Annotated in this window: 28 protein-coding genes; 25 read left to right on the forward strand and 3 right to left on the reverse strand. The window is 57.6% G+C overall.

The window, feature by feature from the left end:
• Positions 1 to 3: 3 nt before the first annotated feature.
• From GWQ31_RS16060 to GWQ31_RS16095, 8 genes are read left to right on the forward strand one after another with little or no spacing between them, the layout of a single operon-like run.
• Positions 4 to 303: a hypothetical protein gene (locus GWQ31_RS16060; protein ID WP_275909778.1), complete on the forward strand. Its 300-nt coding sequence runs from the start codon at positions 4 to 6 to the stop codon at positions 301 to 303.
• Positions 300 to 617, forward strand: coding sequence for a hypothetical protein (locus tag GWQ31_RS16065; protein ID WP_275909779.1), 318 nt, complete (start codon positions 300 to 302; stop codon positions 615 to 617). The genes GWQ31_RS16060 and GWQ31_RS16065 overlap by 4 nt, the downstream gene beginning before the upstream one ends.
• Entirely contained in the window at positions 614 to 835 is a 222-nt protein-coding gene (locus tag GWQ31_RS16070; RefSeq protein WP_131729897.1) for a hypothetical protein, read from the forward strand. Before GWQ31_RS16065 ends, GWQ31_RS16070 begins: the two co-directional genes overlap by 4 nt.
• On the forward strand, positions 835 to 1,272 hold the full coding sequence (locus GWQ31_RS16075) for a hypothetical protein (protein WP_275909780.1): 438 nt from the start codon (positions 835 to 837) through the stop codon (positions 1,270 to 1,272). The genes GWQ31_RS16070 and GWQ31_RS16075 overlap by 1 nt, the downstream gene beginning before the upstream one ends.
• Positions 1,269 to 3,653 (forward strand): replication endonuclease, encoded by a 2,385-nt coding sequence (locus tag GWQ31_RS16080; RefSeq protein ID WP_275909781.1) that lies wholly within the window; start codon positions 1,269 to 1,271, stop codon positions 3,651 to 3,653. Before GWQ31_RS16075 ends, GWQ31_RS16080 begins: the two co-directional genes overlap by 4 nt.
• Before the next feature lie 14 nt (positions 3,654 to 3,667).
• Positions 3,668 to 3,880 (forward strand): hypothetical protein, encoded by a 213-nt coding sequence (locus GWQ31_RS16085; protein WP_275909782.1) that lies wholly within the window; start codon positions 3,668 to 3,670, stop codon positions 3,878 to 3,880.
• Between the two features lies 1 nt (position 3,881).
• A complete protein-coding gene (locus tag GWQ31_RS16090; RefSeq protein WP_275909783.1) occupies positions 3,882 to 4,232 on the forward strand; it encodes a hypothetical protein in 351 nt (116 codons plus the stop codon).
• Positions 4,229 to 4,570, forward strand: a complete 342-nt coding sequence (locus GWQ31_RS16095; RefSeq protein ID WP_275909784.1) for a hypothetical protein — start codon at positions 4,229 to 4,231, stop codon at positions 4,568 to 4,570. The genes GWQ31_RS16090 and GWQ31_RS16095 overlap by 4 nt, the downstream gene beginning before the upstream one ends.
• A 60-nt stretch (positions 4,571 to 4,630) precedes the next feature.
• Here GWQ31_RS16095 and yjjJ read toward each other — a convergent pair whose 3' ends face one another.
• Entirely contained in the window at positions 4,631 to 6,031 is a 1,401-nt protein-coding gene (yjjJ, locus tag GWQ31_RS16100) for a type II toxin-antitoxin system HipA family toxin YjjJ (RefSeq protein WP_275909785.1), read from the reverse strand.
• Between the two features lie 53 nt (positions 6,032 to 6,084).
• On the opposite strand from yjjJ, the gene GWQ31_RS16105 reads away from it, so the two are divergent.
• Together GWQ31_RS16105 and GWQ31_RS16110 are read left to right on the forward strand one after the other, a co-directional pair.
• The gene (locus tag GWQ31_RS16105) at positions 6,085 to 6,303 is read left to right on the forward strand and encodes a P22AR C-terminal domain-containing protein (RefSeq protein ID WP_275909813.1); all 219 of its coding nucleotides are present in this window, start codon (positions 6,085 to 6,087) and stop codon (positions 6,301 to 6,303) included.
• Between the two features lie 230 nt (positions 6,304 to 6,533).
• Positions 6,534 to 8,222 (forward strand): tetratricopeptide repeat protein, encoded by a 1,689-nt coding sequence (locus GWQ31_RS16110; RefSeq protein WP_275909786.1) that lies wholly within the window; start codon positions 6,534 to 6,536, stop codon positions 8,220 to 8,222.
• 353 nt (positions 8,223 to 8,575) lie between these two features.
• Here the strand turns inward: GWQ31_RS16110 and GWQ31_RS16115 are convergent, their stop codons facing one another.
• Together GWQ31_RS16115 and GWQ31_RS16120 are read right to left on the reverse strand one after the other, a co-directional pair.
• Entirely contained in the window at positions 8,576 to 9,634 is a 1,059-nt protein-coding gene (locus GWQ31_RS16115) for a phage portal protein (RefSeq protein WP_275909787.1), read from the reverse strand.
• Positions 9,634 to 11,397 carry a terminase ATPase subunit family protein gene (locus GWQ31_RS16120; RefSeq protein WP_275909788.1) on the reverse strand — a complete coding sequence of 588 codons (1,764 nt, stop codon included), beginning with the start codon at positions 11,395 to 11,397 and terminating at the stop codon, positions 9,634 to 9,636. The genes GWQ31_RS16115 and GWQ31_RS16120 overlap by 1 nt, the downstream gene beginning before the upstream one ends.
• 149 nt (positions 11,398 to 11,546) lie before the next feature.
• Between GWQ31_RS16120 and GWQ31_RS16125 the strand changes: the two genes are divergently transcribed.
• The 15 genes from GWQ31_RS16125 to GWQ31_RS16195 all read left to right on the forward strand — a co-directional run bounded on the left by GWQ31_RS16125 (position 11,547) and on the right by GWQ31_RS16195 (position 20,205).
• Complete coding sequence (locus GWQ31_RS16125; RefSeq protein WP_275909789.1) at positions 11,547 to 12,368, forward strand: GPO family capsid scaffolding protein; 822 nt, start codon at positions 11,547 to 11,549, stop codon at positions 12,366 to 12,368.
• Positions 12,369 to 12,379: 11 nt separating this feature from the next.
• Entirely contained in the window at positions 12,380 to 13,432 is a 1,053-nt protein-coding gene (locus tag GWQ31_RS16130) for a phage major capsid protein, P2 family (RefSeq protein WP_271787927.1), read from the forward strand.
• A gap of 9 nt (positions 13,433 to 13,441) precedes the next feature.
• Positions 13,442 to 14,122 carry a phage terminase small subunit gene (gene gpM, locus GWQ31_RS16135; RefSeq protein ID WP_275909790.1) on the forward strand — a complete coding sequence of 227 codons (681 nt, stop codon included), beginning with the start codon at positions 13,442 to 13,444 and terminating at the stop codon, positions 14,120 to 14,122.
• 106 nt (positions 14,123 to 14,228) lie between these two features.
• Positions 14,229 to 14,699, forward strand: coding sequence for a head completion/stabilization protein (locus GWQ31_RS16140; protein WP_275909791.1), 471 nt, complete (start codon positions 14,229 to 14,231; stop codon positions 14,697 to 14,699).
• The gene (locus GWQ31_RS16145; RefSeq protein WP_024943547.1) at positions 14,699 to 14,902 is read left to right on the forward strand and encodes a tail protein X; all 204 of its coding nucleotides are present in this window, start codon (positions 14,699 to 14,701) and stop codon (positions 14,900 to 14,902) included. The genes GWQ31_RS16140 and GWQ31_RS16145 overlap by 1 nt, the downstream gene beginning before the upstream one ends.
• A 2-nt stretch (positions 14,903 to 14,904) precedes the next feature.
• Positions 14,905 to 15,135, forward strand: a complete 231-nt coding sequence (locus GWQ31_RS16150) for a TraR/DksA C4-type zinc finger protein (RefSeq protein WP_192896299.1) — start codon at positions 14,905 to 14,907, stop codon at positions 15,133 to 15,135.
• A 15-nt stretch (positions 15,136 to 15,150) separates the two neighbouring features.
• The gene (locus GWQ31_RS16155; RefSeq protein ID WP_171272707.1) at positions 15,151 to 15,540 is read left to right on the forward strand and encodes a putative holin; all 390 of its coding nucleotides are present in this window, start codon (positions 15,151 to 15,153) and stop codon (positions 15,538 to 15,540) included.
• The gene (locus tag GWQ31_RS16160; RefSeq protein WP_275909792.1) at positions 15,527 to 15,850 is read left to right on the forward strand and encodes a phage holin family protein; all 324 of its coding nucleotides are present in this window, start codon (positions 15,527 to 15,529) and stop codon (positions 15,848 to 15,850) included. Before GWQ31_RS16155 ends, GWQ31_RS16160 begins: the two co-directional genes overlap by 14 nt.
• The gene (locus GWQ31_RS16165) at positions 15,847 to 16,668 is read left to right on the forward strand and encodes an N-acetylmuramidase family protein (protein ID WP_275909793.1); all 822 of its coding nucleotides are present in this window, start codon (positions 15,847 to 15,849) and stop codon (positions 16,666 to 16,668) included. Before GWQ31_RS16160 ends, GWQ31_RS16165 begins: the two co-directional genes overlap by 4 nt.
• Positions 16,658 to 17,131, forward strand: coding sequence for an Rz-like lysis system protein LysB (gene lysB / locus GWQ31_RS16170; RefSeq protein ID WP_275909794.1), 474 nt, complete (start codon positions 16,658 to 16,660; stop codon positions 17,129 to 17,131). The genes GWQ31_RS16165 and lysB overlap by 11 nt, the downstream gene beginning before the upstream one ends.
• The gene (lysC, locus tag GWQ31_RS16175; RefSeq protein ID WP_275909795.1) at positions 17,025 to 17,270 is read left to right on the forward strand and encodes an Rz1-like lysis system protein LysC; all 246 of its coding nucleotides are present in this window, start codon (positions 17,025 to 17,027) and stop codon (positions 17,268 to 17,270) included. The genes lysB and lysC overlap by 107 nt, the downstream gene beginning before the upstream one ends.
• The gene (locus GWQ31_RS16180) at positions 17,245 to 17,715 is read left to right on the forward strand and encodes a phage tail protein (RefSeq protein ID WP_275909796.1); all 471 of its coding nucleotides are present in this window, start codon (positions 17,245 to 17,247) and stop codon (positions 17,713 to 17,715) included. The genes lysC and GWQ31_RS16180 overlap by 26 nt, the downstream gene beginning before the upstream one ends.
• Positions 17,697 to 18,149, forward strand: a complete 453-nt coding sequence (locus GWQ31_RS16185; RefSeq protein WP_275909797.1) for a phage virion morphogenesis protein — start codon at positions 17,697 to 17,699, stop codon at positions 18,147 to 18,149. The genes GWQ31_RS16180 and GWQ31_RS16185 overlap by 19 nt, the downstream gene beginning before the upstream one ends.
• Before the next feature lie 74 nt (positions 18,150 to 18,223).
• Positions 18,224 to 19,006 (forward strand): hypothetical protein, encoded by a 783-nt coding sequence (locus GWQ31_RS16190; RefSeq protein WP_275909798.1) that lies wholly within the window; start codon positions 18,224 to 18,226, stop codon positions 19,004 to 19,006.
• A 236-nt stretch (positions 19,007 to 19,242) separates the two neighbouring features.
• Positions 19,243 to 20,205, forward strand: coding sequence for a DUF4062 domain-containing protein (locus GWQ31_RS16195; RefSeq protein WP_275909799.1), 963 nt, complete (start codon positions 19,243 to 19,245; stop codon positions 20,203 to 20,205).
• The last annotated feature ends 59 nt before the right edge of the window (positions 20,206 to 20,264 follow it).

Here is a 20,264-nt window from a genome sequence, read left to right on the forward strand (position 1 = left end):
CTCATGAGCAATAGTACAGCAGAACAGGCGATCCGCAAAGTCGCCAACTCCTTGATAAACACCCACCGCCCCCAGCTGGGCGCATGCCACAGCGTGGCGATCGAATCCAGCCTTGAAGCCCTGGCCGAACTGGCCGACGAACTGAGCCTGCTCGACATCTACGCCGAGCTGACCAAGCGTCTCGAGATCCTGCGCGGTGGCCAGCGGCCCCACATCATCGGCGTGGATATGGCCAGCGGCCCAGATAGCACCGCTGTATTCCAGCCGCCCTTTGCCCATGAGTTGAAAGGGGGTGCCCAGTGACTGACGACCTGTTCGAACTCGAAGCCCCGCAAGACGCGCTGGGTACCACAGAGGTGGGCCCCGCACATATGCAACCACCGGCACCAGTCAGCCCACTGACCAAACACTGGGAGGCTGCCGTCGATGAGTTCGCCAGCTCGGGTAGCGATGCAAAGAGAAATCGTGACATCACCCGGGAATTGCTGGCGCTGGGCGCTATCCGCGCCGTGTACTGGCTGGCCGTCGGCAGCGCCGAACTGGCACTGGCTAAAGAAATCGCCGAGTGGTGGGCAGACTGCGAACCACTCCACGGCTTGGGGGAAACCATCAAATGAGCAACCAACATGCCATCGACCAGTGGGTTTCTAACATGATCGCCGCCGAGGCCAGGCTACACGGCCTGCAGCTCGACTTGCTGGACCTGCGTAAAGATGGCCCCCACGGCCAGCGCACTCCAGCCAGAACCCACCTGACTTTGTGCCGCCAAGCCCGCACTGCCGCCCGCATGGCTTCACGCAAAATCCAGTCTCTCTATGCCGGAGGCGCCATCTAATGACCCATCAAAAACCAGCCGGGCTTGCCCCGGCTTTGGGCGTCGTGCGCCCTGCAAACACTAATCCCGTCACGCTGGAGCCCTGCACCAAGTGCCACCAGATGGCGGTATGCATGCCGGTGGCAGGCCGCCACGGTCGCCGATCCTACCCCTATTGTGTCGAACGCTGCTGGCCGCTGGCCTGCGCCGCCAGTGAAACCGTGGTGAAGGCCGCCCCTGCTGCCCGCCCCTCGATGTTGTGCAGCTGCTGCGGAGATTTCAGCCATGTGCGCCCGGTCATCCTGTCAGGCAATCGCATGACCAGCCTGTTTTTCTGCGAAACCACCTGCTGGTCAGATCGGCTGGCAACCCTCGACATGGTACCTACCTGCACCCAGTGCGGTCGCTACCTGCAACCGAACGAATACACAGCTGAAAAATGCGGGATGTGTAAGTGAACGAACCCATCAACAACCTGCAGGGCATCCAGCTGCCCCAGCACTACCTGGTCAGCCACCATGCCATCAATATGGCAGGGGCTGCCGAACAACTGGCCCGCGTAGAGTGGCACGTTGCCAAGCCGTTGGCCAAGACCTACCTGCACCGCTACCCGGCCAACCCGAAAACCGCCAATGTCTGGCTGCGCCGCATCGTTGACGTTTGCGAAGCTGCGGCGGCCCGCTTCCCGATCCCGGTGGTCGACCTGCACAACGACATGCGCCGCGAGCTGGTCGCCGCCGAGTGGGCCCGCCGCTGCCAGCAACTACTGAACACCGGCGCCAACGAGCGCACCGCCACCGAACTGCTGGCTGACCTTGGCTCTCAGGCACAGGCGTGGCACTTCTGCCCCACCTTGCCGGTTCACCCCCGCACCCGCGCCGAGCGCCTGCTGGAAAGGCCGCTAACCGACGCCGAGCGGGCCAATCTGGCCCCCGCCGTAGACAAGTTCGAGGGCGATGCCGCCAGCCTGCTGGTGCGCCTGCTCGATGAGTCCTGGTGGCTGCGCAAGATTAACCGCGCCTGGGCCATCTATTGCGAGCTGATCGCCATCCTCACCGGCCAGGTGCGCAAGGGGGTCAGCCCCTACGCCAGCGCCCACGCCGTGCGCGAGTTCACCCAGCGCAAAGCAGCACAGCGGGCATGGATGGAGAGCATGAGCGCCGTCAACGAGGAGCTGGGGCAAGAAATCGATCTGACTGACGCCATCATGGCATCCGTGGCCAACCCCGAGATCCGCCGTCATGAGCTGATGGTGCGCATGCGCGGCTTTGAAGACATGGCACAGGAACAGGGCAAGCTGGGCCTGTTCCTGACCCTAACCGCCCCATCCAGCTATCACGCTTGGCGGGTGGGCAAACAAGACAAGGCCAAGACCTACCAGAACGAAGACTTCAACAACGCGACCCCGACCGAGACAAACCGCCTGCTGTGCAAACAGTGGGCCCGCTTTCGTGCCGCGCTGGCGCGGGAAAAGGTCGGGGCCTTTGGCTTTCGGGTGGTGGAGCCGCACCACGACGCCACCCCGCACTGGCACTGCCTGCTGTTTATCAACCCGGAACATCAGCACGTCTTTCTGACCCTGCTGGCCTTCCACTTTACTGCCGCCGAACGGGACGAGCTGAAAATGCCCAACGGTGCCGAGCTGAACGCGTTGGCCCAGTCGCGCATCCGTAACAAGTTGCCGCACATCAAGAGCCTGCTCGACATCACTGACAAGCAGACCATCAAGGCCATCAACCCCAGGGTGAACTGGAAAGAAATCGACCCAACCAAGGGCAGCGCCACCGGCTACATCGCCAAATACATCGCCAAGAACATCGACGGCCATGCCGTGGGGATGGATTACGAGGCCGAGGCCCCCGTAGACCACACCACCATTGCTGTGGCCGCTTGGGCCAGCTGCTGGCGAATCCGCCAGTTTCAGCAGATCGGTGGCCCAGCCGTGAGTGTGTGGCGCGAGCTGCGCCGCTTGGGTGACGAGGTGATCGAGTGGGATTGCATCATTGAAGCTGCCCGCCACGCGGCAGATAACAACCGCTGGGGAGACTTTATCAATGCCATGGGCGGCATTGATGCCCCACGCAAAGAGCACCTGATCCGCCTATCCAAGCGGCTGGACGAAGCCGCCAACAAATACGGCGAGGACGTAATCAAGCTGCAAGGGGTGATCTCTGACGTGGGTCAGACCACCGCCACCACCCGCACAGAAGGCTGGCAGATAGTGCGCAAGGGGGCAGAGGTGCAGGGTTTGGGCGAGCAGCGCGAGCATGCAGTGGGCGAGCGCAGCGAGTTGCCTTTGAGCAGCGGCAGCTGCGCCCCTTGGAGTTCTTTCAATAACTGTACGGAAGGATCCAAATCAGGGGTTAAAGGATCCACTCTGGCCAAAGAGTTGATCCGAATGGGTCTTGATGCGAGCAACGCCGCCCTGCTGCAACACGGCAGCATCATCAATGCCGGTGGCCAGTACGTGCGCCTGGTCAGCGATCGGCTGATTGTGACCCGTCGCTGGCCTGGTGCTGGCGATGCGGTCGCCAATCAGCTGACCGCCGAGGTCGAGGCAGAACTGGCCAACCGCCGCGCCGCCAGCAGCGCCGAGCTGAAAGAGCAGGCTCGAGAGCTGATCCACACCAGCGGCAGCGTCACCAACTGGCTGGCCGCCATGCCGCTGGCGCAGGCCGAAGAGGCTATCGCCATCTTCACCCGCCTGCTGGACGACGAAGAAGACCGGGGCCGCTACCAGCCCACCGAACAGGAGCAAGCCCGGGTGGACTGGCTGGTAGCAGATAACAAGCGCCATGAAGCAGAAATCGCAGCAGCCCGCCAACGCCGGGGCCTTTAACTAAGGAGGTTTGTATGAAGAAGAAACCCGCCCGCATGCTCTGGACTGGCACCATTGTATGTCAGACCACCGGAAAGAAACTGTGGATTGCCGAGGGCTGCCACTACGATAAGGCCAACCCTGGTGCCCGCGAATGGCTGAACCCAACCTTCAATCCGGATGAATACGAATTTCCAGAGCCAGAGCAACCCAAAGAAACATGGTCGCCTTACGCAGAGGGGGAATAGCATGCAGGACCTCATCACCCACGCTGACATCGAACGCCTGCAGCCGCATTGCCTGCGGCTATGGCCCATCATCCAGCAACACCCGCCGGGATCGGCGGGTCGTACTGCCATCACCCGCGAACTCAATGGCCTGCCGGCCGCCGACCGCCACATCTGCGATCAGTTGCTCGACCGGATGGAACGGGTCATCCGGTTCGAGGATGCCTGGTTCCCCTTCTACCAGGGCGAGGTCGACACCATCACTCCTCCGGTGAAGGCCAAGCGGGTGCTACCCACCGGCCCTACCGCCAAGCAGGTATGGAAGGACACCCGAGCGCGGCAGGGTGCGTTTGCCAAAGGGATCACAAGATGAGTAAACCAAAGGACGCGAAAGCCAGAAAGCAGGCGCAGCGATCAAGAGACGCTGCGCTCGGCATCCAGCGGGTTGAGGTGCGGCTTTCCATCCGCGAACGCGAGCAACTGGAAACTCTGCGCTGTGCTCGCGCCGGATCCGGTGAACCCTACAGCGCCGACGAGTACATCAGTACCCTGCTGCGCCGCGACTGGGAACGCTGGCAGCAGCAACAAGCAGAGCTGGCCGCGCAGACCTGCCCAAACTGCGAATGTGCTCTGCCGGCTGGGTGCGGCGGCGCATTCAAAGGGGAGCTCGCCTGCTGGCACACCCGCGGAGATAAAACCTTGGCACTGTGACCGGTCACGATTGATAAAACAGATTTCATCCAAAACAAAGCCCCTCTCAGGGGCTTTGTTTTATCCTAGGCGGTCAATGCGTAAACCCGCCTCGTCAATATGACGGTCAATCGCATCAAGACATGATGAAAAGTTGGCAGAGAAGCCCCCACAAGCTCTGGCCCTAGCACGGAACTCTCTGGCTAGGACCAGCGCTTCCCGCCAAGTATCAGCACTGACCACATGCGAAGGCGTCAACGGTGTAAGCTCATTCGTCATTGCACCACTCGTTTTGGGGGCAAACCCCATAGGCAGAATATCGTAAGCCGGTGCAAGATGGTACGGGCGCCCATGGCTACTGATGAACGACAGGTTACCGTTGTGCATATCGGTATTGCCAATCAGCATCCCGAATGCCCAAAGCCGTGCTGCACCGGCAGAGGCATCAGGATGGACCACTTTCTCCGCAACCAACTTGTTGACCAGGCTCGGCCAAGGAGATCTAGCATCGCCGACGAACTCAGCATCTAGCGCCCGCAGCGAAAACACACCGATACGACCGAGTAGCCCAACTCGGTCAAAACGGGGGATCTCGAGGAAACGTTGGCTGCCGAAATCAAATACCTGCGTCTCTACTCCAAGCACTCCCAGCGCTAGGTGTTCCGCCAACAAGAGATCTCGCCAGCGCTCACTAATCTGGTTATCGTCCGGTACCGAGAACTTCACCAACACATGGCCATTGTCTGTATAGGTACAAAACTTAGGCTGTTCGCCCCCCGCAGATGAGCCAGGTACTTCGCCGACGCCAGCTGCTTCAGCCAGTGCGGGGTAAGCTGTAGCACGATCAACCGGGGTGGGAGACGACATCTCCAAAAAATGGGTTCGCGCCTCTTCACCTATCAGCAGGTTGCCGACTGCATCATGACCATGTGCGAGCAATGCCCTGACCACATCCGCTTCACCCCACTCTTCCGGGTTTGTCGGCAAGCCTAACTCAGCAGCATACGACGATGCGTAGGCCCGCCCGAGATATCCCTGCGGTCGCATATCGTACAACCACCACGGCAGTCCATCGCTATGTAGACTCAAGCTGTCATCCTGCACCATTACAAACCCACCTGGGCGAACAGGGATTAGCTCACCAAGAGACTTAACGGTCCCTGCATCAGTGACACGATAGATGTGCGCAGAATTAAATCTTCGATAGGCATCTCGCAGGGCATATTGAATAGATGGACCAGCCCCAATTCGGACAACATCATCGCCAATCTCCCCTAGTGCTCGAGAAACTGTAGACTTACTAACTGCCAGCATTTCAATTAGTTGGCTAGTAGACATCGGTCCCTGGCTGAGCAGTTGGCGAATCGTGTCGAAATGGGTAGACATGATATTGAATAGCTCCATGAATAGATGGGTGAATCGATAAATGAATCGATAGATGAAGAAGTAGGTGAAGAAATAGGTGAAGAGATATCCTATCAATGATATGACACCCAGTCACTACCCTAGAGGGCGCAGCTAGCAAATGAATTGCTCTGACGGAAAGTGAAGGATCACAAGAAGGATCCCATAAGCCACATCTACACCCGCAATGCGGACGAGTTTACCCCTTGTTCGAGGTGGCCAAGCACCGCGAAGCCGACACCTACTACTCCATTATCCATGAATACCCGATGACCTTGGCGGCAGCCCAGCGCATCCTAGCCGACAAGACCCGCCATGTTCAGAGCGCCCCCCACGACGACCGCGACTGAAACAGGTTGCTCCCCCACCTGCACCTCCTACCGACAGCAAAGAGTTGGTAATGTGAACCCGGTCAGTGAAATTCTTGGGGGGCCTTGGCCCCCTTCAATCGACAATTTTTAGGGCTTAAGGCAAGATAACCACATTTACAATAAGTGCATCATTTTCAGCAGGTTGCAATCAGCAAACATATGAGAATCGGTGTGGGTTGGCATAACAACAAAAGCATGGGTAATCGAATATGGATAAGTCTGAACAACCAGCAGAAATCACCGCACTGATCAAGCAAGCGGAACAGGGTGACGCGAATGCTCAGTTCAAGCTGGGGTTTATGTATGAAAAAGGCAGAAATGTTGCGAAAAACGATAGAACTGCTTTCAACTGGTATTGTAAAGCTGCCGAACAAAAACATGCAGGTGCCCAACTAAGATTGGGGCTGATATACCGGTGGGGGCAAGGCGTAGAGCAGAGCGACACACAGGCTGCGGAGTGGTTTTACAAAGCCGCCGAACAAGGAAATGCAAATGCTCAGTGCAATCTGGGAAGGATGTACGAGGATGGTCAAGGTGTAGCGCAAAACTATAAGACTGCTATCGAGTGGTATTTAAAGGCTGCCGAGAAAGAACATGCAGGTGCCCAGTGCAATTTGGGGTGGATGTACCAGCATGGCAGGGGAGTTGAACGAGACGATAGTATGTCTGTCACGTGGTATCGCAAAGCAGCTGAGCAAGGGGATGTAAATGGCCAGTGCAGTCTAGGGTTCATGTACATAATGGGTCGGGGGGTAGACCAAGACAATAGCACGGCTGTCTATTGGTTTAGCAAGGCTAGTAAGAAAGGAGATGCGCAAGCCACCATCAATCTTGGTCTGACATATATGAACGGGCACGGTGTTGAACAGAGCTATGCAAGAGCACGAGCATTGTTTCGCAAAGCCGCCCGAAATGCACAACCCCAACTTCGTTTTCAAGCCATTGAGTTACAAGACCAAGCTGAGCGCTACATTCTATCACCCCAGATAACCAGGATTCGGGAACGCATTCTGGCCCAACTGAAAGTCAAAGATAGTGTCACCATGACCCACTACACCTCACTGCTGGTTGGCAATGCCTTATTACTGGAGCAGAGCCCTCTGCGGCTGGGGCATATCAATGCGCTTAATGACCCCAATGAAGGGAAGCTACTCTGGCGCTATCTTGGCCATACCCCAGTTGAGAGCAAGCCTGCCTTTGTCGGATGCTTCCTGCCAGAGGAAGACAGCCTGAATATGTGGCGGTTTTACAGCAAAGACCATCAAAAAGAAGATGCCTGTGGCTGCGCCATTACCTTTCATACCGACAATTTTTTTGATTTCGAGTTGCTCTCAAATCAACCGAATTATGCAGAACAAGATGAGAAAAACTTGGCATTCTCTAATTCAGGTAAATCACCTCAAGAGAGCGCAGCTTTCTATCGCGTCGTCTATATCAAAGGGGAAATGCTGATTCATGGCGATGACAAAGAAAGCGCCCTACTGAAGTCGTTCAAGGAATTGAAAAACGCGGTAGAAAAATTCCTAGGCCCTAAACCAGATATAGAAAAGCTACGGCAACTGTCGCGGTTATTAGGGCCGTTACCCTATCTGCTGAAAGATGCGGACTATGAAGCAGAAAAAGAACACCGCGTTATCGTTACCCATCTGGAATACGGCGCCAAAGAGATTCAGGTACTAGAACCTGACTTAATAAATGGCCGCCCTCCACGACTCTATTTGGAGCTGCACCGGCTCAATCACCTTACCCCGGTCAAACATGTGACCCTGGGCCCCAAGTCCCCTCATCAGGAGATGATGGTTCCTTACTGGCATCATCAGCTAGCCAGCAAATTCCCTGATCAGCTAAATGCCAAGCAAGATTTTTATATCAAAGCTTCCAGGTGCGCTTATCAGTGAATGGGAAGAGCAAGGTGGTGGAATGCCCCCCACCCCAGAACGGATGTGAAAGGATCTGACGGAAAGTGAAGGATCGCTAAAAGGATCCGACTTGCCCCGCACGGCCAGCGCTGGCGCGGGGAGGTGTTCCCCTCCCCCATCGTTCACCCGCATGGAAATCGACACATAAAGCGGGCAGGCGAGGCGGGGTCCCGATTGCGCGCCAGCGGTGCGCAGGGGGTTGCAGAGCAGCAACCATAGCCCGCCGGCGCAAGCAGAACACAGACAAAGATGTCAGGCAAAACAAAGCCCCTCGGATGAGGGGCTTTTCGTACCGCATTTCCAACACAACACATGAGTAACTCTAGTATTGATTACTCAGCTTGTACTGTCAGATCTGACAGTCGGTAAGACGTGAATCGGATGATCTCCTCCCCAGCCCAATCGTTCATCGCCAGCAGGCTGGCCTTGATGCTGTCGATTTCGTTGATGTCGAACACCTGGGCCGCCTTGGTCACATCACCAAACCCGCCAGTATTGTTGGGCATCACCCCCATCAGCTGGGGTGGTACCCGATGGGTGGCCAACTGGTCATCCCGGCTCACGTTCTTGATGCTCAAGAAGTCATCCTTGGCCGCTACCTCGGCCACCGGGATCAACTTGACCCCATCCTTGCTGCCGCCAGGCGTGTAGAGCAGCAGGTTACGAAAGTTGCCGAGGCCCTTGCTCTGGCGCAGCGCCTCCTTGAGCTTGGCGATGTCCCCCTCGTTCTGCACCGCATCGGTGATGTGCATGATGAAACCTGCATGGCTGCCGTTCTCATAGTAGCGGCGGCGAAACAGGGTGGCCGACTCGTTCAGCAAGGTCGAATTCAACCCGCCCACATAGTCGGGGATGCCGTAAATCTCCTGGTTGATATCGCTCTCCATCACATGGCCCACACGACCTGCTGGCAGATCCTGCTCCTGCCCAGGCTGGGCAATCCACCAATAGGTGGCCATATCCAGCCCCCGCCGGGTGTACTTGGCACGCAGATGGTCATAGCGCAGAACTCCGCCGATCCTGTTATGTACCGCCTGCAGGTAGCCGTTGCCAAAAATAAGATAGTCCAGCGCCAGCCCGGTGAAGCCCGCCAGACTCAGTTTCGGATGAGGGATGAAGCACGATCGCAAGATATTGCGCTTAACCTGAATGGCAGAGGCATGATGCACCCCGGCCCGATAGACCCGCGACAGCCCATTGAGAGAGAGCGGCGGCTCATACCAGCGGCCGTTGTGCATCGCTTCCAGGTAGTCGAACACCTCCCGCTGCGATAAGACCGGCACCGGCTCGCCGAAGCTGAACGCCTCGATGGTCTCGCCTCCGGATGGCTGGGTCGCCGTCACCGGCTGCGTAGGGGTTGAAGAGGGGCGACGATTGCGACGTTTGCTCATTAGAAAAACTCCATAGAACCGGTATTGGTACCGTTGGCGCCTGCCAGCGGCTCATGTAACAGGGCCTGCATGGTTGCCCAGGCAATATCGGCGTGGCTGGTCTCTTCGGACCGGCTGGCCTCAAAGGTCGGCATCTTGCCGGCGGTCACCCCCCGGCGGATGCTCATAAAGGCGGCGGCCAAATCATTCCAACCGCTGTCGAACTCAAGCCGCCCCTTGTCGATCACATCCATTGCCTTCATCACCATGCGGATCTTGATGCTCGGGTTGTACTGAATCTCGGTCACGGCGGGATAGAACTGGCGCACCAGCTGTAATACCCCCTCCCCGATCCCGGTCGAGTCGATGCCGATATAGGCCGCGTTGTAACGGATCGTCATCTGGCGGATGGCTTCGGCCTGGGCGGCAAAGTCCATCCCGCTCCAGCGGTGGCGCTCCAGCACCCTAAATTTTCCGCCCGGTACCGCAGGCGGGGCCAGCACGGCGCAGCCGGCACTATCACCTTTGCCGCCCTTGGCTGGGTCATAGCCGATCCACACTGGCCGACTACCGAGTGGGCGCAGCGCAAACGGCTTGTAGTCTTCCCACAATTCCCAGCTGTCAACCATGCAGCGCTGCAGGCTGGCGAGCGGGAACACGCTGGCCGTGTCGTCCATGAATTCGCACATCAGCAAGTTGCGGTACTCATCCTCGGAGTACTCCCCGCGCAGCTGATCCAGGTCGAAAAGATCGCAGCCACCGCGCACCGCATCCTCGACCGTGACAATCTGTCGCCACTGGCCGTCGGCGCATAGTTTTCCACGGGCCAGATTGGCGTGGCTCAGGTCAATTTCAACCCGGTCAGCTTTGGCCTTGCCTCGGTTGAAGTTGGCACCAGACCAGAACGCATAGGCGGGATGGGATAGGCTGGAAGGGGTGGAAATGTAGGTCTGACGCCACTTCTTGTGCATCGCCATACCAGAGGCCACTTTGCGGAACTCAAGAAAGCCATGGATCCAGAAATACTCATCCATGTAGATGTTGCCGTGGTAGCTCTGGGCTGTGCGGGCGTTGGTACCGAGAAAATACAGGTGCGCCCCGTTCGGCAGCACCATGGGGTCGCCTTTCAGCTCAACCCCCTCCTCCTTGGCAAACTGGATGATGTACTGCTTGAACACATGGGCCTGCGCCTTGCTGGCAGATAAGAAAATCTGATTTCGCCCGGTCACCAGGGCATCAATGAACGCCTCGAAAGCAAAGAAGTAAGTGGCCCCAATCTGGCGCGACTTGAGCAGGTCGCGGATCCGGTGCAGCTTGCCCGCCTCGTACCAGGTGCGTTGATAGCCAAACATGGTCGACTCGAACCGCTCGATTAACCGCTCCTGCTGCTCGGGCTCGACCACATTGCGCTCGGGCGCCTTCTTCGGCCCCTTGTTGCGGTTCGCCACCTTGGGATTGAGGTCGGTTTCATTGCCGCCATTGCTGTATTTGTTGACCCGGGCGATCCGCTCCAACTGGCGGCCCAGCAGGTCAATCTCCTTGAAGTCGCCGCCGCTCTTCACCTCCTTGGCAATCAACTGGCACATCCGCGCCTCAATAGCGAAGTCGACTCGGTCAATGGGTTTGATGTCATTCCAGCCGTCGCGCTTCTTCCAGGTCGAGACTGTCCCCTCCGGCGTCTGCAGCAATTCAGCAATGGCGCGGAGCGGGTAGCCCTGAAAGAACAGGTGCATGGCCTGCCGTCTGGGTTCGATATGGGGGAAAAGTAAGGGTGCTGTAGTCATGGCGCCAGTCTACCCAGCCGCCACCGCTCCAAACTCCACCGCGCCAGTGTGCCTGCGCCGTACACACTGGCCGCCGATTGCACGATCCCGCCCGTCCCCCAGACCATAACCGCGACATCACCACCCAATCACCAAAGGGATCCCAGCTCATGGCTAAGTCCAAATTTTTCCGTGTTGCCGTCGAAGGGGGCACGACCGATGGCCGCACCATCACCCGCGAATGGATTGAACAGATGGCCAAGCGCTACAACCAGTCCACCTATGGCGCCCGGGTCAATATGGAACACATCCGGGGCTTCGACCCCAAAGGCCAGTTCAAGATGTACGGCGACATCACCGCCGCCAAGACCGAAGAAGTCGACATGGAAGGTGAAAAACGTCTGGCCCTGTTCGTACAGATCGACCCGACCCCTGAACTGGTCGAACTGAACAAGGCTCGTCAGAAGGTGTTCACCTCTGTCGAAATCCACCCCAACCTGAACGAGAAAGGCGCCTACCTGATGGGGCTGGCCGTCACCGACAGCCCGGCCAGCCTAGGTACCGAAATGCTGCAGTTCTGCAGCAAGGCCTCGACCAACCCACTGGCCGAACGCAAGCAGTACAAGGAATGCCTGTTCACCGAAGCGCTGGAAACCGTCATCGAATTCGAAGACGAAGCCGACAAAGGCCCCAGCCTGGCCGAGCGCATCACAGCCATGTTCAGCAGCCACAAAAAGCAATCCACCGCGGATTTCGGTGACGTGCATCAGGCCGTCGAAGCCGTGGCCAAAGAAGTGACCACCATCGACGCAGACCTGCAGAAGAAGTTCACCGCACAGGCCGCCACCATCACCGAACTGACCAGCCAGCAGGAAGCCACAGCCAAAGCACTGGCTGAACTCACCGCGAAGCTGGAAGGCCAGGAAGATTTCAGCCACAAACGCCAGCCTGCCACCGGTAGCGACGGCACCACCATTCAAACCGACTGCTAAGGACCCCATCCATGCGTAACGAAACCCGCCAGAAGTTCAACGAGTTCACCGGCCAGGTGGCCAAACTCAACGCCATCACCAGCGCCATGGTGCAGTTCAATGTGGAGCCGAGCGTCCAGCAGACCCTGGAAACCAAGATGCAGGAATCGGTCGAATTCCTGAAAATGATCCAGATCATCCCTGTCAAAGAGATTAAGGGGGAGAAAGTAGGCATCGACATCGCCGGCACCATTGCAGGCCGCACCGATACCAGCACCAACGTTCGTGAACCAAGCGACCCCAGCACGCTCTATTCCAATGAATACGAGTGTGCCAAGACCAACTACGACACCAGCCTCCCTTACAACAAGCTGGATATCTGGGCCAAGTTCCCCGACTTCCAGACCCGCATCCGCGATGCCATCCTCAAGCGGCAGGGGCTCGACCGTATCATGATTGGCTGGAATGGCGTCGCTGTGGAGAAGAACACCAACCGTCAGACCAACCCGCTGCTGCAAGACGTGAACAAGGGCTGGCTGTATCACATCCGTGAAGAAGCCCCGGCAAAAGTGATGGATGAAGGCGAACCAGGCTCCGGCAAGATCTATGTCTATCAGCCGAAGAACGACGCAGACACCAAGGAAGGCGACTACCACAACCTCGATGCGCTGGTATTCGATGCCGTTAACGAGGCTATCGCCCCTTGGTATCAGGACGACACCGATCTGGTGGTCATCTGCGGCCGCAAGCTGCTGGCCGACAAATACTTCCCCATCATCAACAACGCCGACAACAACCAGGAAAAGCTGGCCGGTCAGGTGCTGGTGAGCCAGAAGCAGATTGGCAACCTGCCTGCAGTACGCGTCCCGTTCTTCCCCGACAGCGCCATTCTCATCACCAAGCTGAAAAACCTCTCCATCTACCCGCAGGAAGGTGCCCGCCGCCGCCATATCGCGGAAGAACCCCATCGTGACCGCGTCGTGAACTACGAAAGCTCCAACGATGCCTACGTGGTAGAGGATTACGACTGCGTCGCCCTGATCGAAAACATCGTCATGGGGCCGAAACCGGCCACTGGCGGTTAAGGGGGCGATATGACACCTGCCCGTCGCAACCGCGAACGCAAGCTGGCCGCCCTGCAAGGGGCGGCCAATCCTCAGTTCGACCAACAACGCGCCAATGCCTACGAGCTGCAGTTGATGCAGCTGGCCGAGCACCGCCGCACCCTCAAGGGCATCCAGAGCATCGAGCGCAAGATCGAGGCCAAGCGCCCCATGCTGGCCGTCTACAAACCCTGGATTGATGGCCTGCTGGCCGCCGACCGGGGCGGGCAAGATGACGTCCTGGTGACCGTCATGCTCTGGCACCTCGACACCGGTGATCTCGAAGGGGCATTCCCCATGGCCGACTACGTGATCCGCCACGGCCTCAGCACCCCCGATCGCTACGAGCGCACCGCCGCCACCATGATCGCCGAAGAAGTGGCCGACACCGCCATCAAACAGCAAGAGGCTGGTAACGGCCCCAGCTGCGGGCTGCTCTATGCCTACCTCGGCCTGCTTGAACCCTGCGACATCTTCGACCAGGTGCGCGCCAAGCTGCACAAGGCAGTGGGCCGTGCCGCACTGGCCGAAGGGCTCAAGCCGCAAGCCGCAGAGCACTACCGCCGCGCCATCGAACTGCACGACAAGGTCGGCATCAAGAAAGAGCTCGAAGTGCTCGAGCGTGAATTGAAAAAAGAACAGCAGCCCGACGCCCAAGGCGGCGGCAGCTAACCGAGCGAACCCCGCACCCTGGGCGGCTCGGGCCTGACGAATGCCAGCGGCATACCAGACGGCCCGACCACCGCCCAACAAGCGGATAAACAAACACAGGAGCACCATGAGCACCGGATTCATTGCCACAGCACCGACCGCGCCAGATGAAGGGGATATAGCCAACAGCCCCTTCTGGCCCGCGATCTCGCTGCCTGACCTGCGTGAAACAGTCCGGCTTGATGGCACAGTCACCACCGCCCGCCTCACCCATGCCGTGGTCGACGCCATCACCAGCGTCAACCGGGATCTCGCGGATTGGCGCAGCGCCCGTCAGGCCGAAGGCCACGCCACCCTGGCCGCCGTCCCGAGCGAAGTCATCAACAACGAATCGGTGCACCTGCACAGCTACCGGCGCGCCGTCTATGCCATGACCCGCGCCAACCTGCTGGAGCGTTACACCGACTACAGCGCCACAGGTGACGGCGTCAAAGGGGCCGATGCCAAAATCGTCAGCTCTGACGACCTTTACCGGGATGCCCGCTTTGCCATTCGCGACATACTCGGCACCACCCACAACACAGTGGAGCTGATCTGATGCAACTGCGCAGCCAACAGGGCGACACCCTCGATCTCATCCTGTTCCGGCATTACGGCTACACCGCAGGCATCACAGAGCAAGTGCTCAACCTCAACCCCGGTTTGGCCACGCTCGGCCCCATCATCCCGACCGGAACCCTCATCAACATGCCAGCGGCCCCCACCCAGGCCGAGCAGCCGCTGATCCAGCTATGGGACTGACCATGAGCCGCCTCGACGACGAACTCGAACGACTGGCCGACATCAGCGATCAGCAAATCGCTGCTCGCATCCACGCTGCCCGCATCAGCGGCACCGGCCCCCACTACTGCATCGACTGCGAAAACCCCATCCCGCAGGCGCGCCGTGAAGCGATCCGGGGCTGCGAACGCTGTGCCGAGTGCCAGACCATCACCGAATTCCAAACCGCTCGCCACTACGGCGGCAAACGATAACAACAGGAGAGCACGATGCCAGAACCGATTTCAGCCAGTACCGCCAATGGCGTAGCGCTAGCCCTTGCGCTTGCCTCCACCGCACCTTGGCTAGACCCCATCATCCTGCTCGGCGCGTTCGCCGGAGCACTACTCTTTGGGCTCACCAGTGAGGAGAAGATTGCAGGACGGGTCATTCTCCTGTTCCTCACCTCGTTCATCTGCGGGCTGTTGGCGGCAGATTTCACCGTTCAGATGCTGGCCAAACTGCTGCCGGCAGGCATCGAGATCAACAAGGGGGTCGGTGCCATCGTGGCCGCCGCCCTGGCGGTGAAAATACTCAAGGTCGCGATGAACGCGATCCCCGGCCAGCTCGGAGCCCTGTTCAGCCGCAGTGGCAAAGGAGGTGGAAATGATCCCCACTAACCCTACATACGCCATGATCTACACCGCGATCTATACCCTGATGTGCACCGCAATCTGCCTGCGAGTCATGTTCTTTGACAGCCGGGATAGCCACTATCTGGCACTCCCAGCCTGGCTGTCATGGGTGATCTGCGTGGCCTCGGCCTCGGTACCGATCCGTTTCTTGTTCGGCACCATCCTCGTCCCCGACCTCGCCTCCGTCATCATGACCGCTTTCCTGCTTTGTGCTGTGTGGAGCGATGGCGGTTCTATCTATCACCTGCTGCGCAGCAAGAAGCACTACAGCACGACCGACAGGAGGAAACCATGAGCCTCAAAAAAGGGGATACCGGCACCGCCGTTGCCGATCTGCAGCGCCGCCTAACCAAAGCCGGTTATCCGGTGGATCCTGACGGCTGGTTTGGCGATGCCACCGAGCAGGCCCTGCTCGCCTTCCAGCGGGATCACATGATCGCCGCCATCGGTCAGGCTGGCCCGCGCACCATGGCCGCCCTGCTTGGCAGCGAGCGCGGCAACCAGCTCACCATCCACCACATGCAGCGCGGGGCTGACCTGCTGGCCCTGCCACTCGCCACCATGGCCACCGTCGCCCAGGTCGAAAGCATCGGTGAAGGCTTCACCAACGCCATGTGCCCCGTGGTGCTGTTCGAGCGGCATGTGTTCTACAAGCAGCTCACCAAGCACCAGGGCAAGGCCACCGGCGACCAGATGGCCGCCAGTTACCCCAATCTGGTCAACCCCAAGCGCGGCGGCTATGCAGGCGGCGCGGCCGAGTGGGAACGGCTGCAACTGGCCATCAGCCTGCATCGGGATGCCGCCATCGAGTCGGCCAGCTGGGGCATGTTCCAGATCATGGGCTACCACTGGCAGACGCTGGGCTTTACCTCGGCCAGCGACTGGCTGGCGGCCATGCAGCGCAGCGAGGTCGACCACCTCACTGCCCTGTGCCGCTTCATCCAGCAAGACGCTGCCATGCACAAGGCGCTGCAGGGCCGAAAGTGGGCCGACTTTGCCCGCCGCTACAACGGCCCCGCCTACAAAGACAACGACTACGACACCAAGCTGGCCAAGGCATACGACCACTTTGCCAAGGTCTACCAGGTGAAGGCGGTGGCAGATGTGGCTTAACCTGCTTCGCTCCCCCCTCACCTGGTTGCTGATCGCCTTGGCCATCACCTTGGGCGGCTGGGGCTGGTCTGCCACCTCGGCGGCGACCGCCAAGGGTAAGGTCACCACCCTGCAAAGCGACCTCAAGGCCGCCGACGACAAGGTCAAAGAGGCCGAGCGGCGGGAAAAACTCAAAGACACCACCATCACCACCCTCACCGGCGAACTGACCGCCCAGGCAGAAGCCGCCGCCCAACTGCAAAGCCAGCTCGGCGAACTGTCGATGACCGCCGCCACCCGCGCCGACACCATCAAGAGGCTCAAACGTGAAAATGCTGAACTTAGGTCTTGGGCTGATAGCCCTCTGCCTGACCCTGTTGTCAGGCTGCTCAAGCGCCCCGCCCTCACCGGCGCCGCAGATTATCAGGCTCACCTGTCAGGGCCTGACCCCCTGCCAGCTGCCACCGGCCAGCCCGGCCAATAACGGCGACCTGCTCGACCAGTTGACCCAGACCGAGGCCGCCTGGGCCAGCTGCGCCGCCAAGGTCGATAGCCTCATCACCTGCCAGCAACGGCAGCAACAACAAGGGAGTGGGGATGGAAAAGCCAAAACAGATCCGTGAAGTGCTGACCAACTGCGTGCCGCACCTCAAAACCAATCCGGACAAACTGCACATATTCATCAATCCGGGTAACGTCGAAAGCACCGGTGCTCGCTCGCTCTCGTTCGAGTGGCAATACCCGCTCTCTATCGGGATTGAAGATTTCGCCGGCCACCCGGATCAGATCATGGTGCCGCTGCTGGCCTGGCTGCGCCAACACCAGCCCGAGCTGATGACCAACGACGAACTGCGCAAGGATGGCATCACCTTCGAGGCCGAATACCTCGCCAACGACCTGATGGACCTCATCATCACCGTCAAGCTGACCGAGCGGGTCAGGGTCTGGCAGAATGAACAGGGGATAGGCTGGGAGCACCTGCCAGAGCCGCCGGAAGACCCCTATGACGGCATCACCTGGGAACTCTTTATCAACAGGGAATATCAGCCATGGCCACCGACGACCTAAGCCGCCTGACCCAATGGGCCGACGGTCTGCTGGCCAGTATGGAGCCTGCTGCACGACGCCAGTTGGCTGGCGAAATGGCCCGCACCTTGCGCGCCAGCCAAACCAAGCGGATCCGGGCCAACCTCCAGCCCGATGGCAACCCCATGGCTCCGCGCAAACCACTCAAGAAGCTGGCGAAAAAACGCGGCACCACCCGCCGCAAGATGTTTCAGCATCTGGTCAGCCCCCGCTGGCTCAAGACAACCAGCACCGAACATCAGGCCATAGTCGAGTTTGTTGGCTCGGCCAACCGCCTCGCCACCATTCACCAATATGGCCTGAAAGACCGCATCAAGGGCCTCGAGATCCGCTATCCAGCGCGGGAACTGCTGGGCATCACTACCCAGGAGGTGGAGCTGTTGGAGGGGCTGTTGCTGGCCCATTTGACCAAATGACACAGCGTCAGCTCTTGCCTGTAGAAACAGGGACTTATACGATGCCAAGGCACATGAATAGGGCGGGTTAAAACATGGACAGGCAAGCAGCGTTACGTGAGCGCATCAAGCAGCGGATAAGCACCAAGAAGGCATCAGTTGAAAAGTCATCAGGAAGCGACTTCACAGAGTCAAATTGGCATTTCGTGCATACATTGTTGGCCGCTACCCCATTGCTCACGGCAGCCATCTACTTGATGGGAATGGCTTATCACTACGGTTACATCTCTACGTTTGGGCTAGACAGCACCGAGTTTTCCTTCCCCGCAGACACCACCCTGTTATACGGCTTTATCTCGCTTATTGGTCTCATCTCCCCCTACAGATGGTGGATTCTTGGCGGCTTCATCACTCTCATTCTCGGCCTTTTCGTCATGCTGTTTCTACCGACGATACGCCTGGGTACGACTCGACTTTGGCAACGTGCTTGGCTGAGGAATGGGATCCTCTGGCTAGCCCATAAGCTCCGTAGCCACAAATTCTCGTTCATCATCACCTGCCTGGATTTTGTCGTCCGCCTATACGACAAACTCTTCATCGTCGTGATGCCTATCCTGTTGACGATGTTGGCTGCAATCTATTGCGTTCCCGACGGGGAAGCTCAAGCCAAGAAAGAGATCGCACAACTGGAGAAGGGGGATAAATCCACAAGCAAACTCAGCAGCACTTCTACATGGCTGGGCGATACCCCTCACATCAGGATCATCTGCAATACAACTCACTGCGCCTACCGACTCAAAGATGGCAAAACCCTTATCCTGCGCCATGACCAAGTAGAGCAAACATTTCTCCCCCCCAAAGAGTCCAAGAAGTCCTGACAACCCGACACGGGGCCGCTAGATCCTGGCCGACCGCACCCGCCATATCCAACCCAATACCCACGGCGACAGCGACTGGCCAAAGCTGATCCCTATCACACGCCACAAACCCAAAGCGATCGGCTGGTAACTCATTGATACAACAGTCACAAAATGAAAGTCCCATACGGGCCTTTCATTTGCCCTTATGTAGCAGCACGTGGCATTCTTGCTACAACGATACATAGGGGTTCAATATGAATAAACGCTATCAGGTATTTGTCAGTTCAACATTTACTGACCTAAAAGATGAACGAAGTGCTGTGATTCAAACTCTGATGAAGATGGACTGTATTCCTGCCGGAATGGAATTGTTTCCAGCTATGGATGAAGAACAATTTGAATTTATAAAAAAAGTGATTGACGACTGTGACTATTACTTGCTGATATTAGGTGCTCGTTACGGTTCAATATCTCAAGACGACGGTCTCAGCTATACTGAAAAAGAGTATTTATATGCAAAAGAAAAAGGAATGAAAATAATTGCTCTTATTCATGAAGACCCAGATCAGCTACCAGTTTCAAAAACTGATAAGGATTCGTCTCTTAGTGAAAAGCTCGGTATTTTTAGAAGTGCAGTATGTACTGGCCGAATGGTGCAGTTTTGGAAACATGCTTCTGAATTACCAGGTGCTGTAGCCCTGAGCTTACTCCAAACAATAAAAACATATCCTGCGGTCGGTTGGGTTAGAGGTGATAGTGTCACTTCAAATGAAACACTTACTGAACTACTTTTACTAAAGCAACAAAACGAGTCACTTAAGAAAGAGATGGACCAACTAACAGCCAAACCCAAATATAACATCCAAAATATAGCAGGACTATCACACTCATATAACATTAGTGGGAAGGGGGCTGACTATATAGGTAACCAACAACACCCCATCAATAAAACCATGACATTTGGGGAGATTTTCAAAATACTTTCACCTATTATAGTTTCACAAAATCAAGATCAAAATGTGAAAGGACATTTAGCTAGAGAAATATTTCAGATGAAATATTCAAGTGTTGATGACCAATGTTTTCAGACAATTAAGTTTCAGTTTGAAGCTCTTGGGTTAATTGAGTTAACTGATCTTGCTGGGCATTTATTCTGGAGCTTGACCCCATTTGGAAAGCAAACAGCAGTTGAAAGTATCGTAATTAAAGCAGAGTAAACCATCCGCGCCAGTGTATACACCTTAGATACACTGGCTTTCCCTCGCCTTCCCAGCCA

The organism is Aeromonas sp. 2MA4 (assembly GCF_029237305.1).
Lineage (GTDB): Bacteria > Pseudomonadota > Gammaproteobacteria > Enterobacterales > Aeromonadaceae > Aeromonas > Aeromonas salmonicida.

Bases quoted from the DNA above. Each gene is read 5' to 3' on its own strand.
- GWQ31_RS16060 (WP_275909778.1), top strand. From the start codon at position 4: ATGAGCAATAGTACAGCAGAACAGGCGATCCGCAAAGTCGCCAACTCC.
- GWQ31_RS16070 (WP_131729897.1), top strand. From the start codon at position 614: ATGAGCAACCAACATGCCATCGACCAGTGGGTTTCTAACATGATCGCC.
- GWQ31_RS16075 (WP_275909780.1), top strand. From the start codon at position 835: ATGACCCATCAAAAACCAGCCGGGCTTGCCCCGGCTTTGGGCGTCGTG.
- GWQ31_RS16085 (WP_275909782.1), top strand. From the start codon at position 3,668: ATGAAGAAGAAACCCGCCCGCATGCTCTGGACTGGCACCATTGTATGT.
- GWQ31_RS16090 (WP_275909783.1), top strand. From the start codon at position 3,882: ATGCAGGACCTCATCACCCACGCTGACATCGAACGCCTGCAGCCGCAT.
- GWQ31_RS16095 (WP_275909784.1), top strand. From the start codon at position 4,229: ATGAGTAAACCAAAGGACGCGAAAGCCAGAAAGCAGGCGCAGCGATCA.
- GWQ31_RS16110 (WP_275909786.1), top strand. From the start codon at position 6,534: ATGGATAAGTCTGAACAACCAGCAGAAATCACCGCACTGATCAAGCAA.
- GWQ31_RS16115 (WP_275909787.1), bottom strand. From the start codon at position 9,634: ATGAGCAAACGTCGCAATCGTCGCCCCTCTTCAACCCCTACGCAGCCG.
- GWQ31_RS16120 (WP_275909788.1), bottom strand. From the start codon at position 11,397: ATGACTACAGCACCCTTACTTTTCCCCCATATCGAACCCAGACGGCAG.
- GWQ31_RS16125 (WP_275909789.1), top strand. From the start codon at position 11,547: ATGGCTAAGTCCAAATTTTTCCGTGTTGCCGTCGAAGGGGGCACGACC.
- GWQ31_RS16130 (WP_271787927.1), top strand. From the start codon at position 12,380: ATGCGTAACGAAACCCGCCAGAAGTTCAACGAGTTCACCGGCCAGGTG.
- gpM (WP_275909790.1), top strand. From the start codon at position 13,442: ATGACACCTGCCCGTCGCAACCGCGAACGCAAGCTGGCCGCCCTGCAA.
- GWQ31_RS16140 (WP_275909791.1), top strand. From the start codon at position 14,229: ATGAGCACCGGATTCATTGCCACAGCACCGACCGCGCCAGATGAAGGG.
- GWQ31_RS16145 (WP_024943547.1), top strand. From the start codon at position 14,699: ATGCAACTGCGCAGCCAACAGGGCGACACCCTCGATCTCATCCTGTTC.
- GWQ31_RS16150 (WP_192896299.1), top strand. From the start codon at position 14,905: ATGAGCCGCCTCGACGACGAACTCGAACGACTGGCCGACATCAGCGAT.
- GWQ31_RS16155 (WP_171272707.1), top strand. From the start codon at position 15,151: ATGCCAGAACCGATTTCAGCCAGTACCGCCAATGGCGTAGCGCTAGCC.
- GWQ31_RS16160 (WP_275909792.1), top strand. From the start codon at position 15,527: ATGATCCCCACTAACCCTACATACGCCATGATCTACACCGCGATCTAT.
- GWQ31_RS16165 (WP_275909793.1), top strand. From the start codon at position 15,847: ATGAGCCTCAAAAAAGGGGATACCGGCACCGCCGTTGCCGATCTGCAG.
- lysB (WP_275909794.1), top strand. From the start codon at position 16,658: ATGTGGCTTAACCTGCTTCGCTCCCCCCTCACCTGGTTGCTGATCGCC.
- GWQ31_RS16180 (WP_275909796.1), top strand. From the start codon at position 17,245: ATGGAAAAGCCAAAACAGATCCGTGAAGTGCTGACCAACTGCGTGCCG.
- GWQ31_RS16185 (WP_275909797.1), top strand. From the start codon at position 17,697: ATGGCCACCGACGACCTAAGCCGCCTGACCCAATGGGCCGACGGTCTG.
- GWQ31_RS16190 (WP_275909798.1), top strand. From the start codon at position 18,224: ATGGACAGGCAAGCAGCGTTACGTGAGCGCATCAAGCAGCGGATAAGC.
- GWQ31_RS16195 (WP_275909799.1), top strand. From the start codon at position 19,243: ATGAATAAACGCTATCAGGTATTTGTCAGTTCAACATTTACTGACCTA.